Genomic DNA, 12547 nt, shown 5'->3' with positions numbered 1-12547 from the left:
TTGAAAATGGCTGAAAACCAGAAATCGGGCGGTCTTTCTCATGAAAAGATCGAGACCAACAACTTCTTGATGATTGTGCTGATCCTGATCGTGCTGCTGTTTGGTGGCTTGGTGGAGATCGTGCCCTTGTTCTTCCAAAAGTCCACCACCCAACCCATTGAGGGCCTCAAGCCCTACACCGCCTTGCAAGTGGCTGGACGGGATGTGTACATCCGTGAAGGTTGCTACAACTGCCACTCGCAAATGATCCGGCCGTTTCGCGCTGAAACACTGCGCTACGGTGCTTACTCGGTGGCGGGGGAATTCGTGTACGACCATCCTTTTCAGTGGGGCTCCAAGCGAACCGGCCCTGACTTGGCTCGTGTGGGCGGTCGTTACAGCGATGAGTGGCACCGCATTCACCTGAACAACCCCCGTGACCTGGTGCCCGAGTCCAACATGCCCGCTTATGCCTGGTTGCAAAAGAACACAGTCGACGGGGCCAGCCTGCCAACGCACATGAAGGGTCTTCGCACCTTGGGCGCACCTTACAGCGATGAAGAAATTGCCAAAGCGGCGGACGACGTCAAGGGCAAAACCGAAATGGACGCTGTCATTGCCTACCTGCAAGCCATGGGCATTCACCGCAAATAAACGAGGGCCCTTGCCATGGACATCAATACCCTGCGCTCCGTTGTGACGGTGCTCACCTTCGTCATCTTTCTGGTCATCGTCTGGTGGGCTATGTCACGGCGCAACCAAGCCGACTTTGACGAAGCAGCCCAGCTGCCGTTTCGCCATGATGACTGAACCTTCCTCCAACTATAAAAAATCAAAGGAATCTCAATGAGTGACTTCATCGGTAATTTCTGGCATTTTTACGTCGCCGGCATCACGTTGTTTAGCATCTTGGCTTGTCTCGTCCTTCTGTGGTTCAGCGGCAAAGCCAAGGCCATGACGGCCCATGACAACACCACGGGCCACGTTTGGGATGGTGACTTGCGTGAAATGAACAATCCTCTGCCGCGTTGGTGGGTGGGCTTGTTCATCATCACCATCGTTTTCGCCTTCGTTTATTTGGCCATGTACCCCGGTGTGGGCAACCTCGCTGGCAAGTTCGGTTGGACATCGGCCGGTCAATACGATGCCGAAGTCGCCAAAGCCAATGCCGAAGTAGCGCCCCTGTACGCCAAGTTCACGGGCATGCCCCCAGAAGAAGTGTCCAAAGACCCTCAGGCCATGGCCATCGGTGACCGATTGTTCATGAACAACTGTGCCCAGTGCCATGGCTCTGATGCACGAGGCAGCAAGGGCTTCCCTAACTTGGCCGATGCCGACTGGTTGTATGGCGGCACGCCCGACATCATCAAAGCGACTTTGACACAAGGCCGCAACGGCAATATGCCCCCCATGGCCGCAGCTGTGGGCACGCCAGAGGACGTGCGCAACGTGGCCCACTATGTGCTCAGCCTGTCGGGTAGCCCACACGATTCTTTGCGGGCTTCATTGGGTAAATCCAAGTTCGGTGCTTGCGCGGCTTGCCACGGTATGGAAGGGAAGGGCAACCCAGCTTTGGGTGCACCCAATTTGTCGGACGACATCTGGTTGCACGGCTGGGGTGAAAACGCCATCGTCAACATGATCAACAACGGCAAAGTCAACCAAATGCCTGCTCAAGAAAGCAAGTTGACCGAAGGCCAGATCCATGTTTTGGCGGCCTACGTTTGGGGCTTGTCGAACAAGACGCCCAACGCTAACAAGTGAGGCTTGTCAGGTGTCTTGTCACTGGTTCAGCGCATCCTTTTGGGTGTTCTGTCGTTTGAAAGCTTGAAGTTTGGACCCCCAAGAACATCCCCCGCGCAAAATTGTGCCGATCGTTCCGGCGGACATGGTGTCTTTGTATGCCGCGACGCCCAAACTTTATCCACGAACGGTGCAAGGTGTCTTTGCGAAGTGGCGCTGGATCATGGTCTGGATCACGCAGCTGGTGTTTTACGGGCTGCCTTGGTTGGAGTGGGGGCAACGTCAGGCGGTGCTGTTCGATTTGGGGGCTCGTCGCTTTTATGTTTTTGGCTTGGTTCTTTACCCTCAAGATTTCATTTACCTGACCGCGATTTTGGTGATCGCGGCTTTCTCGCTCTTCCTGTTCACGGCCGTGGCGGGGCGTTTGTGGTGCGGTTATGCCTGCCCCCAAACGGTTTACAGCGAAATTTTCATGTGGGTCGAGCGCAAGGTTGAGGGTGATCGTTCGGCCCGCATTCGGCTCGATGATGCCTACCTGTCCACCGAGAAACTCTTCAAGAAGGGTTACAAGCACATCGTTTGGCTGTCGATCGCGATGTGGACCGGCTTCACCTTTGTCGGCTATTTCACGCCCATCAAAGAGTTGGGTTTGGAATTCTTCTTGGGCAACATGAGCTCATGGGAAGTGTTCTGGGTCTTTTTCTATGCGTTGGCCACGTACGGCAATGCCGGCTTCATGCGTGAGCAGGTCTGCAAATACATGTGTCCGTATGCACGTTTTCAAAGTGCCATGTTCGACAAAGACACACTGATCGTGACTTACGACTCCGAGCGCGGGGAGCCCCGTGGGGGGCGATCCCAGAAAACCGATCCCGGCTCTTTGGGCTTGGGGTCTTGCGTGGATTGCAGCTTGTGTGTGCAGGTTTGCCCTACCGGCATCGATATCCGTCAAGGTCTTCAATACGAGTGCATTGGGTGTGGCGCATGTGCGGATGTCTGCGACAGCGTGATGGACAAAGTCGGTTACCCACGCGGTTTGGTGAAGTACACCACCGAGCACGCGATGAAGAACGGCTGGACCCGACAGCAGACACTGCGCCATGTATTGCGCCCCCGCGTGATTTTGTACATCGGCATATTGGTCGTGGTGGTGGCTGCGTTGCTGACCAGCTTGGGCCTGCGCAAAACCTACAAAGTCGACGTGGTCCGAGACCGCTCCGCCTTGGCCAGGATGGTGGCTGGCGGCAAAATTGAAAACGTCTACCGTTTGCAAATCATGAATGCGGCTGAAACACCGCTCCATTTCCAACTTTCCGCGCAAGGACTGCCCGATCTGGTCATGGCGACCGAGAACCATGTCCGCGTCGCACCCACTGAATCGCTTTGGGTGTCTGTGCGTTTGCAGTTGCCTTACGATGCGATGCCTGCAGGTTCGCACCCCATTGTTTTTCACATCGCGTCGGTCCAAGAGGGCGGTCAAGTGCTCTCTGATCTGCAGGAAAAGTCGGTTTTCCTGGTGCCGCGTTGACACTTTTGAAAGGACAAAGCCATGTCACAACACAGCGTTTATGAACAGTCCAACCGTCCTTGGTGGTCGTATGGCCATGTCTGGTTGGTGGTGTCCGGGCCATTGCTGGTGGTGGTGGCCTCTTTCATCACTTTTTATTTGGCCGCCAACGGTCAAGACCCGGTGTTGACGCAAAGCAGCGTCGACGTAAAGTCCAACACGGCTGAGGCCCTGACCACCTTGGCCCCAGCTGTTCAAGCCCGAAACCATGCGGCCACAGGCACTTTGCCCAATACTGCATCCCCAAACAAACCCTGAGCCCTTGGCTGGAGACACCGATGTTGGCAAAACGAATGATGTGGATTTCTTGGCCGGCTTTTTTGGTGGCGGGCCTGTTGGAGATATTGGTGTTCGGCTTGGTCGATCCGCAGGATTTACAGTGGTTTGGCCATCCCTTGGCCTTGTCTCGACAGGGGGTCTACACCTTGTCATTCTTTGCCTTTTGGGCTTTGGCCATGCTCTCCAGTGGCTTGACCACCTTGCTGTCCATGTCCCCTGTTGAGGTCAACCGTTGACCTGCGCCCGGCGCTGATCTTTGTGATCAGCCAGTCACGTCAATGGCAGTGGTTGTTGGGGTTGTTGACCAGTCTTTGCAGGCCTTCAGAGTCCAAAATCCGGACGTGCCGCTGTTTCACTTCCACAATGCCTTCCTCGGCAAACTTTGAAAATGTCCGGCTCACGGTTTCGAGCTTCAAACCGAGGTAGCTGCCAATTTCTTCTCGGGTCATGCGCAAGACCAACTCGGATTGTGAGAACCCGCGTGCGTGAAGACGTTGCACCAAATTCAATAAAAATGCGGCCAAGCGCTCCTCAGCCCGCATGCTGCCCAACAGCAGCATGACCCCATGTTCGCGCACGATTTCACGGCTCATGATCTTGTGCACATGGTGCTGCAAAGCCATCACTTCGCGTGAAATTTCTTCTATGCGGTCAAAAGGCATGACACAAACCTCGGCATCTTCCAAAGCCACCGCATCGCAGCTGTGCTGGTCGTTCACGATACCGTCCAAGCCGATGATTTCTCCAGCCATCTGAAAACCGGTGACCTGGTCGCGCCCATCTTCGGTGGCCAAGCAGGTCTTGAAGAACCCTGTGCGAATGGCGTAGAGCGAGGTGAACTTCTCACCGTTGGTGAACAAAGTGTCACCCCGTTTGACCTTGCGGCGCACGGCCACCAGGTCGTCCAGTCGGTTCAAGTCTTGGTCGCTCAGGCCAACAGGCATGCACAACTCACGCAGGTTGCAATTGGAACAGGCAACTTTGATGGCTTGAGGATTCATGGTTTATCTCACGGTGAAGCAACAGATTTGCCTTGGATCAAGTCTTTAGCTTAAACCGAAAATTTGACCTGAACAGGGGCGCTACCCGGTCTGTGCAGAAAATCACCATAAACCAGTAGCACATTTGATTTGTGTCAAAGCAGCAGGCGGGGAGGGCGGGCAAAGTGAACGATCTTTATGAACACGTTTTAATTAGGGGCAGCCACATGTCCGTCATCACACCAGAACTGCTGACCCGTTTCGATGTGCCGGGTCCCAGATACACCTCTTACCCCACCGCAGATCGATTTGTAGAGGCCTTTGGGGAGGGCGACTACGTTCAAGCCCTGAGCCTGCGCAAATCAGGCCTCTTCGGTAAACCCTCGCCACTGTCCTTGTATGTGCACATCCCTTTTTGTGAATCGCTTTGTTATTACTGTGCCTGCAACAAAATCATCACCAAACACAAAGAACGTGCTGCAGATTACTTGCGTTATCTGACCAAAGAGATTGAGTTGCACACGGCGCATTTGGGGCGCGGTCAATCGGTCAGTCAGCTGCATTTGGGTGGTGGAACGCCCACATTCATGAGTGACGATGAGTTGCGCCAACTGATGGCCTTGTTGCGATCGCATTTTGAGCTGGTGCCCGGCGGCGAGTATTCGGTCGAGGTCGATCCCCGAACGGTCGATGAACAACGCCTCAAGGTATTGTCTGAATTAGGGTTCAACCGTTTGAGCTTTGGTGTCCAGGATTTTGATCCGGCTGTCCAAAAAGCCGTTCACCGCATGCAGCCTTTCGAACAGGTTTCGGCGCTGGTGGAAGCTTCACGTCGCTTGGGTTTTGAGTCGGTGAATATAGATTTGATTTATGGCTTGCCTTTGCAAACGCCTGAATCGTTTGACCGAACATTGGCGCAAGTCAAACGCATAAAACCTGACCGAATTGCCCTGTATGCCTATGCGCATTTGCCTGAGCGGTTCAAGCCTCAACGGCGAATCCACGAGCAAGAGTTGCCTTCTGGCGCCCACAAGGTGGCCATGTTGTCGCGATCCATTGAGGCATTGGTCAACGCTGGTTATGTGTATGTCGGCATGGACCATTTCGCATTGCCTGACGATGCATTGGCTGTGGCCAAAAGGCAGGGGCGCTTGCACCGCAATTTTCAGGGTTACAGCACACAGGCTGACTGTGATTTGATCGCTTTGGGGGTTTCTTCGATTGGTCGCGTTGGCAACACTTACAGCCAAAACGCCAAGACTATGGAGGAGTATTGCGATTTACTCGACCAGGGTCATTTGCCTGTGGTCCGGGGTTTGGCCTTGTCGCGTGACGACCTCATCCGCCGATCCGTGATCATGGCCTTGATGTGCCAAGGTCAGTTGCATTTCGAGTCCATCAACCTGGCATGGCTGGTGGACTTCAAAAAGCTGTTTGCGCATGAAATCCAGCAATTAGAGGACTTGCAAGCCAAAGGCTTGGTGCTGTTGAGTGAAACCGGCATACAAGTCACCCCGATGGGTTGGTTTTTTGTGCGCGGCGTGGCGATGGTCTTTGACCGGTATGTGCAAGCGGATCTCAATCGCACACGTTTTTCAAAAATCATCTGAACGTATCGCACAGCCGCAAAGCTGCAAAGTTGAGATCACGCACAATCCCAACAACGGTCATTTATTCAAAACACAATGCAAAGCTCTTTGGCCATCACGGCCTTGATGATGGGTGTGCTGGGCGGACCCCACTGCGTAGCCATGTGCGGTGCTGCTTGCGCAGGCTTGGGGCAAGTGGCGGGTGAGCGTCGTGTTCCGGCTTTGCTTGCTTTTCAGTTGGGGCGTTTGGGTGGTTATTCGCTGCTGGGCGCTGTCGCTGCAGCCAGTGTGCAGGGTTTGGGTTGGCTGACCACACAATCTGCTGCGATTCGCCCAGTGTGGACAATTTTGCATTTGGCCGCCTTCGTGCTCGGTATGTTGCTCATGCTCCAGGCTCGACAACCTGTTTGGCTCGATGAAGCCGCTCGACAACTTTGGGCCAAAGTTCGGGCTTTCAACCAGCGTTGGGGGCGCGCCGCGCCTTGGATGGTGGGCGGGCTTTGGGCGCTCATGCCCTGCGGCTTGCTCTACTCGGCCTTGATGGTGGCCGCTTTGACCAGTCAGCCCTTGGAGGGCGCGGCCACCATGGCCTTGTTTGCCCTGGGCAGCAGCTTGAGCTTGTGGGCTGGGCCGTGGTTGTTTTTGCGCTTAAAAACTTGGGGCGATGGCGCTTGGGGAATTCGTTCGGCAGGCTTTGCTTTGGCCGCTGTTTCAGCATGGGCTCTGTGGATGGGCTTGGTGCGTGACCAAGCCCCCTGGTGCATCACACCCGCATGATCAAGCGACCAAACCCTTGTAAAGCATGTAGGCCGCCAAAACGTAAAGCACACTGGCAAACACACGCTTGAGTTGTTTGACCGGTAACTTGTGGGCGGTGGCTGCACCGATCGGGGCCATCAACACGCTGCACACCGCAATTACCACCAAAGCGGGGAGCCACAAGTAACCAAAGCTGAAATCTGGCAGGTTTTGCACGTTTTGGCCGCTGGCAATGTAACCGGCCACGTTGGCCAGTGCAATGGGGAAACCTAAAGCCGCACTGGTCGCCACAGCATTGTGAATGGCCACATTGCACCAAGCCATGAAAGGCACGCTGATGAAGCCGCCACCGGCACCAACCAGACCCGACAACAAGCCAATCAAGCCGCCAGCGCCCAGCAAGCCTTTGAAACCTGGTACTTGACGGCTGGGTGCTGGTTTTTTGTCCAGAAACATTTGTGTGGCTGAAAAGCCGACAAACAGTGCAAAGAACAAGGCCAAGTAAGTGCCCTTGGCAAAAGCAAAAATACCCATGCTGCCAATCAAGCTGCCCATCACAATGCCGGGGGCCAAGCCTTTGACCAAATCCCAACGCACGGCTTTCTTTTTATGGTGCGCACGCACACTCGATACCGAGGTGAAGATGATGGTGGCCATCGACGTGGCAATCGCCATCTTCACGGCCAGGTCGGAACTGACGCCGCGAGAGCCCAACATATAAGTCAAAAAAGGCACCATGATCATGCCGCCGCCAATGCCCAGCAGGCCCGCCAAAAAGCCTGTGCAAAGGCCAAGAACGGCCAATTCGGCCAACAGCAGAGGTTCGATGATCATGGGGTAGAAGTGAGAAGCTGAAGAATAAAGGTGTCTGCGGAAGCCACCGGACCGGCATCCTGAACCGGGGTTCAGGTGGGCGAGGGCAGACTGGCGTTGGGTTCATCTGACGCGAGATGATCACGCTCACCAGCCAATGTACCAAGCCCGGGCTCTATGAGCATTGGTTCAAGGAAATATAAAGCCCGGTATGCACCGCAGACCGACTGATTGTAGGCTTATCGGAAGACCCTTGAGGCCAACAGGCGGGAGATCAGATCAACTGACCGTCTTGCTTCAGAACTTGGTCGAGGCGTTTGAGCAAGTGGGTCAATCGCTCTTGGTCTGCTGCTGAAACCTGAGGGGTGTCTTTGTCAGCGGCTGGCGCCTTGGCAGCGGAATCGCCTTGGTCGAAGGCCAGGTTCAATGCGGCCAACACAGCGATGCGGTCACGCGCTTTGATTTTCCCGGCATCGCGGATCTTGCACATGGCTTCGTCCACTTTGCCAACAGCGGCCAGCAAGCGATCTTCACCATCGACGGGGCAACCCAAGATGTAGCTCTGGCCCATGATCTGGACATCCAGTTGTTTGTTGCTCATGCTGTGGCCTCTGGGGATGCGGGTGTGTTGGCTGCGGGCAGGCGCTCAATCAGTGCATCGACACGCGCTCTGGCTGCCGCCAAACGCGATTTGAGTTGGTCACGTTCAAGGGTAAGCACCTGAAGCTGTTGGGCCAACAAGGCGTTGGTGCGCTGAAGCTCTTCGTGGCGCAGCAACAGATGATCCACACGCTCAGCAATTTGATCAATGGTGTCGGAATGGGCCATGGCAAACAAACAAAAATAAGTGACACATTGTAGAGCTTAGGGCCTTTTTTTAGGCTTGTTCAAGGCTGACGCTCTAAAATAGGCTTTGTTGGTGCTCGCGCAACCGGTTCACGGTGTGCAGTTCAACGGGAAGCAGGAGGGAAAAGCCAACACGGCCCACCTAACCTGCGCTGCCCCCGCAACGGTAAACAGACGGGTTTTCAGTCAAACGGAAACCCAGCTTTCATCTCAAACCACTGGCCGCCCTGAAACAGGCAGCTGGGAAGGTGGTGAAGGTTGCATCTGTCAGCCCGGATACCGGCCAACAAGGTGACTTGTCGACAGACGGGTCGTGAAGCCCATGCACTGTCGGGGAAGGCGGTGAGGGCGTTTGACTTGTTGTTTTTTTATGAAAATCCGTTCTATTCGTGCGCGCTCCCTGGGCATCGCCTTGCCCGCGCTTTCTCTTTTGAACCTGTTGAGCAGCGCCGCTTTGGCGCAGTCGACTCCTACACAAGTGGTGGTGACTGCCAGTCGCACTGAGCAAATTCTCACCGACGTTCTGCCCCACACCACGGTGTTGGGCCGCGACGCGATCGAGCAATCCCAATTGACCGATCTGTCCAGTTTGTTGGCCCGTGAGGCCGGTTTTCAGTTCACCCAAAGCGGTGGGCGTGGCAGCCAGTCGACCGCATTTTTGCGCGGCGCGGCTTCACTTCAGGTATTGGTGCTTGTGGACGGCGTGCCCATGAGCAAGCAGGACACCACAGGTGCTGTCAGTCTGGAGCACATCATGCTCGACCAAGTCGAGCGCGTTGAAATTGTGCGAGGAAACGTTTCCGCCATTTACGGCAGCGGCGCTTTGGGGGGGGTCATCCAAGTGTTCACGCGCCAAGGTCAAGTTGGCCAAACGGTTTATGCGACGGCCGAAACAGGTTCGCTCGGCACATCGCGGCTGAACATGGGCACCCAAGGCAAAAACGGTGATTTTTCTTACGCAGTTTCTTTAGGCTCTTTGTCTACCCGTGGCATCAATGCGGCCAACCTGTCGCAATCGCAAAATGCCAACGCCGATGCCGACGGTTACCGCAATGACAACCACAGCGTTCATCTGAGCTATGAACTGGGTCCTGAGCACAAGGTGGGCTTGCGCTCCGCCCATTTCAATGGCCGCTTTGACTACGATGTGGCCGGCAGTTTTGCAGAACCCACCGACGTTCACAGGGGTGCGACCCGCATCGACAGCAACACCGTTTATTGGACCGCACGTCTCAACCCCGTTTGGAACAGCCGCCTCAACTATTCGGACGCCAAAGAGCGCAACACCACCGATACGGCGGGGGGGTATTCATTCACCACCCAGGCCGAGACCCGAACCCGTCTGCTGTCGTGGACGCACCAAGTCAACTTGCAGTCCGTGGTGCTTTCGGCTGGTGTTGATCATCAAACACAGGGCATTCAAGCGGGCATGGATGGCGTGACCGATTTGACCCGCGAGCGCACTGCCAACGCTGTGTATGGCGGATTGGTTTATGCCCGGTCGGTTCACAGTGCGCAGTTCAATGTCCGGCATGACCGTGTAGAGGGCTTGGCGGGCAAGGATTCGGTTTATTGGGGCTACGGCTTCGACATGACCCCTCAATGGAAATGGATCGTCAGCCATTCCACGGCATTCAATGTGCCGCCGTTGGGTTATCTGTATGACCCCTACAGTGGCAATCCGAATTTGCGACACGAAACCGCCACCACCAGCGAAATGGGTTTTCAGTGGGTCAGTGGCGCACATCGGCTGCGTACCACATGGTTTGACACCAGAACCAAAGACTTGCTGTTGTATGACCCCACTACCTGGCAATTCAGCAACGTGAGCAGTGTCAAGAACCAAGGCCTTGAAACCAGCTACAGCGGCCGCATCCACACCACTGACTTGCGCGCCAGCTTGACGCTTCAAAACCCCTTGAATGAAGCCACCGGACAGATATTGGTCCGTCGCGCCAAGACCCTGGCTTCTGCATCGGTGTCACATACCATTGGCTTACTGGCCTTGGGCGGAAGCATTCGCTACACAGGTGGCCGTCCTGACATCGAAGGCAAACCGGGTCTTAACAGTTACGTCTTACTGGACTTGACGGCCCGTTATCCCTTGAACCGCGACTGGACGCTGTTTGGGCGCATCGAAAATGCCACCGACAGCCGGTATCAAACGGCTTTCGGATACAACCAGCTCCCTCGAACCACCACGGTTGGATTGAGCTGGAAACTCAAGTCTTGATGTCGTCCGTCGCTTGCAGACCATGAACCACTTGCTGCCCCAACGCATCGTTTGCCTGACCGAAGAGACCACGGAGTGGCTTTATTTGTTAGAACAAGAGCAGCGCATCGTGGGCATCTCGGGCTACACAGTGCGCCCGCGCCGGGCGCGGGAAGAAAAACCCAAAGTCAGTGCTTTTTTGACCGCCAAGATTGACAAGATCTTGACACTCAAGCCTGACTGCGTGTTCGGGTTTTCAGATTTGCAGGCCGACATTGCGTCCTTGTTGATCAAGGCAGGTGTGCAGGTCACGGTGTTCAATCAGCGCAGCGTGGACGAGATTTTTTCGGTCCTCTACCAAGTGGCGGCCATGGTGGGGCAGGCCGAGCAGGGCTTGGCCCAGCTGTCTGCCATGCGAGCCGAGCTGGACGCTATTGCCCAGCGGGCTGCGGGTTTCAAACGGCGGCCCAGGGTATATTTTGAGGAATGGGATGAACCCCACATGAGCACCATCCGTTGGGTGTCCGAATTGATGGGCATCGCGGGTGGGGACGATGTGTTCCCTGAGTTGGCGCAGCAATCTATGGGGCGCGACCGCATCATCGCCAGCGGCCAAACCATCGTTGAGATGGCACCTGACATCGTCATCGGCTCTTTGTGTGGCAAAAAGTTTCGCCCTGAAAAGGTGGCGGCGCGGGCGGGTTGGCAAGACGTGCCAGCGGTGCGCAATGGGCAAATTTTTGAAATCAAATCGGCGGATATTCTGCAGCCCGGTCCTGCGGCCTTGACCGATGGCGTGAAACAACTGCACCGTATCTTCAGTGAGTGGGAAGCCTTGCATGGCTAAGATTTTTAGAAGCAGCGCTCAAACATTGGCCCTTGTGGGTTTTTTGCTGTTCTCGTTTTTTCAGAGCGTGCAAGCGGTCACCGTGCTCGATGACCGCCAACAAGAGGTGCGAATCACCCAAGCCCCGCAACGCATCGTGAGCTTGCTGCCGTCGCTGACCGAGACCGTTTGTGCCTTGGGTCAATGTCACAAATTGGTGGGGCTGGACCGTTATTCCAATTGGCCCGAGTCGGTCAAGTCTTTGGCGCGTGTAGGCGGCGGGCTGGACCCGAACATCGAGAGCATCGTTGCGCTCAAGCCTGATCTGGTGTTGGCCGCAGGTTCCACCCGAGGAGCCGACCGCTTGGAAGCGCTCGGTCTCATGGTGCTGCGCCTAGAACCGCGCAACCATGCCGACGCACAGCGCGTTTTGCGAACGGTGGCGCAGGCCCTGCATGTGCCGGCCGCCGAGAGCGATCGCGTATGGAAAGGCATTCAGGCGGGCGTTCAGGGGGCGGTGCAATCGCTTAGCCCTGCGGCCAAACTGCAGCGTGTTTATTTTGAAGTCAGCCCGGCACCCTATGGTGCAAGTGAGTCGTCTTTCATTGGCGAAACACTCACGCGCATGGGCGTGGCCAACATCCTTCCCGCATCCATGGGTCCATTTCCGCAGGTTAACCCGGAGTGGGTGGTGCGCGCGAGGCCCGATGTGATCATGGCTGGCGACAGCAGCCGCGCCAGCATGCTTCAACGCCCGGGTTGGGGTCGCTTGCGCGCCATGCAAAGCGAGCGACTGTGTATCTTCAAGCAAGAGGAGTCGGACCTGCTGGTGCGTCCAGGACCGCGAATGGCCGAAGGCGCGCAGTTGATGGCCCATTGCCTGAACCGCGCAGCGGCACAAGTTGACTTGCCTGCAAGTCCAGCTTCAAGCGCTATTGGAGCTCTGCGGTGAAT

At 55.8% G+C, this 12547-nt stretch carries 15 protein-coding genes and 1 riboswitch; of the genes, 11 read left to right on the top strand and 4 right to left on the bottom strand.

What is annotated here, in order from left to right; genetic code table 11:
• The first annotated feature begins 6 nt into the window (after positions 1-6).
• The 6 genes from ccoO to B9Z40_RS09175 all read left to right on the top strand — a co-directional run bounded on the left by ccoO (position 7) and on the right by B9Z40_RS09175 (position 3804).
• Complete coding sequence (ccoO, locus tag B9Z40_RS09200) at positions 7-633, top strand: cytochrome-c oxidase, cbb3-type subunit II (protein WP_100173076.1); 627 nt, start codon at positions 7-9, stop codon at positions 631-633.
• Between the two features lie 15 nt (positions 634-648).
• Positions 649-789 (top strand): cbb3-type cytochrome c oxidase subunit 3, encoded by a 141-nt coding sequence (locus B9Z40_RS09195; protein ID WP_100173075.1) that lies wholly within the window; start codon positions 649-651, stop codon positions 787-789.
• 36 nt (positions 790-825) lie between these two features.
• Positions 826-1743 (top strand): cytochrome-c oxidase, cbb3-type subunit III, encoded by a 918-nt coding sequence (ccoP, locus tag B9Z40_RS09190; RefSeq protein ID WP_100173074.1) that lies wholly within the window; start codon positions 826-828, stop codon positions 1741-1743.
• Positions 1744-1813: 70 nt separating this feature from the next.
• Positions 1814-3250 carry a cytochrome c oxidase accessory protein CcoG gene (ccoG, locus tag B9Z40_RS09185; protein ID WP_369823436.1) on the top strand — a complete coding sequence of 479 codons (1437 nt, stop codon included), beginning with the start codon at positions 1814-1816 and terminating at the stop codon, positions 3248-3250.
• A gap of 21 nt (positions 3251-3271) precedes the next feature.
• Entirely contained in the window at positions 3272-3547 is a 276-nt protein-coding gene (locus B9Z40_RS09180) for a nitrogen fixation protein FixH (protein WP_100173073.1), read from the top strand.
• Between the two features lie 20 nt (positions 3548-3567).
• Positions 3568-3804 carry a hypothetical protein gene (locus tag B9Z40_RS09175; protein ID WP_100173072.1) on the top strand — a complete coding sequence of 79 codons (237 nt, stop codon included), beginning with the start codon at positions 3568-3570 and terminating at the stop codon, positions 3802-3804.
• A 39-nt stretch (positions 3805-3843) separates the two neighbouring features.
• Here the strand turns inward: B9Z40_RS09175 and fnr are convergent, their stop codons facing one another.
• On the bottom strand, positions 3844-4569 hold the full coding sequence (gene fnr / locus B9Z40_RS09170; protein ID WP_100173071.1) for a fumarate/nitrate reduction transcriptional regulator Fnr: 726 nt from the start codon (positions 4567-4569) through the stop codon (positions 3844-3846).
• A gap of 206 nt (positions 4570-4775) precedes the next feature.
• Between fnr and hemN the strand changes: the two genes are divergently transcribed.
• Together hemN and B9Z40_RS09160 are read left to right on the top strand one after the other, a co-directional pair.
• The gene (hemN, locus tag B9Z40_RS09165) at positions 4776-6158 is read left to right on the top strand and encodes an oxygen-independent coproporphyrinogen III oxidase (protein ID WP_100173070.1); all 1383 of its coding nucleotides are present in this window, start codon (positions 4776-4778) and stop codon (positions 6156-6158) included.
• 75 nt (positions 6159-6233) lie between these two features.
• Positions 6234-6914: a sulfite exporter TauE/SafE family protein gene (locus B9Z40_RS09160; protein WP_100173069.1), complete on the top strand. Its 681-nt coding sequence runs from the start codon at positions 6234-6236 to the stop codon at positions 6912-6914.
• Here the strand turns inward: B9Z40_RS09160 and B9Z40_RS09155 are convergent, their stop codons facing one another.
• From B9Z40_RS09155 to B9Z40_RS09145, 3 genes are all read right to left on the bottom strand, one after another.
• Positions 6915-7730: a sulfite exporter TauE/SafE family protein gene (locus B9Z40_RS09155; protein ID WP_100173068.1), complete on the bottom strand. Its 816-nt coding sequence runs from the start codon at positions 7728-7730 to the stop codon at positions 6915-6917.
• A 253-nt stretch (positions 7731-7983) separates the two neighbouring features.
• Positions 7984-8310: a cell division protein ZapA gene (locus tag B9Z40_RS09150; protein WP_100173067.1), complete on the bottom strand. Its 327-nt coding sequence runs from the start codon at positions 8308-8310 to the stop codon at positions 7984-7986.
• The gene (locus tag B9Z40_RS09145) at positions 8307-8537 is read right to left on the bottom strand and encodes a DUF904 domain-containing protein (RefSeq protein ID WP_100173066.1); all 231 of its coding nucleotides are present in this window, start codon (positions 8535-8537) and stop codon (positions 8307-8309) included. The genes B9Z40_RS09150 and B9Z40_RS09145 overlap by 4 nt, the downstream gene beginning before the upstream one ends.
• 72 nt (positions 8538-8609) lie before the next feature.
• Positions 8610-8858: riboswitch (cobalamin riboswitch) on the top strand.
• Positions 8859-8925: 67 nt separating this feature from the next.
• Here B9Z40_RS09145 and B9Z40_RS09140 point away from each other — a divergent pair.
• From B9Z40_RS09140 to B9Z40_RS09130, 3 genes are read left to right on the top strand one after another with little or no spacing between them, the layout of a single operon-like run.
• On the top strand, positions 8926-10788 hold the full coding sequence (locus tag B9Z40_RS09140; RefSeq protein WP_100173065.1) for a TonB-dependent receptor domain-containing protein: 1863 nt from the start codon (positions 8926-8928) through the stop codon (positions 10786-10788).
• Between the two features lie 22 nt (positions 10789-10810).
• Entirely contained in the window at positions 10811-11614 is an 804-nt protein-coding gene (locus tag B9Z40_RS09135; RefSeq protein ID WP_100173064.1) for an ABC transporter substrate-binding protein, read from the top strand.
• Positions 11607-12545 carry an ABC transporter substrate-binding protein gene (locus B9Z40_RS09130; RefSeq protein WP_100173063.1) on the top strand — a complete coding sequence of 313 codons (939 nt, stop codon included), beginning with the start codon at positions 11607-11609 and terminating at the stop codon, positions 12543-12545. Before B9Z40_RS09135 ends, B9Z40_RS09130 begins: the two co-directional genes overlap by 8 nt.
• The last annotated feature ends 2 nt before the right edge of the window (positions 12546-12547 follow it).

The organism is Limnohabitans sp. 15K (assembly GCF_002778285.1).
Classification (GTDB): Bacteria; Pseudomonadota; Gammaproteobacteria; order Burkholderiales; family Burkholderiaceae_C; genus Limnohabitans_A.
The sequence above is the reverse complement of the archived record's forward strand: the minus strand, read 5'-3'. Positions and strand labels throughout refer to the sequence as shown.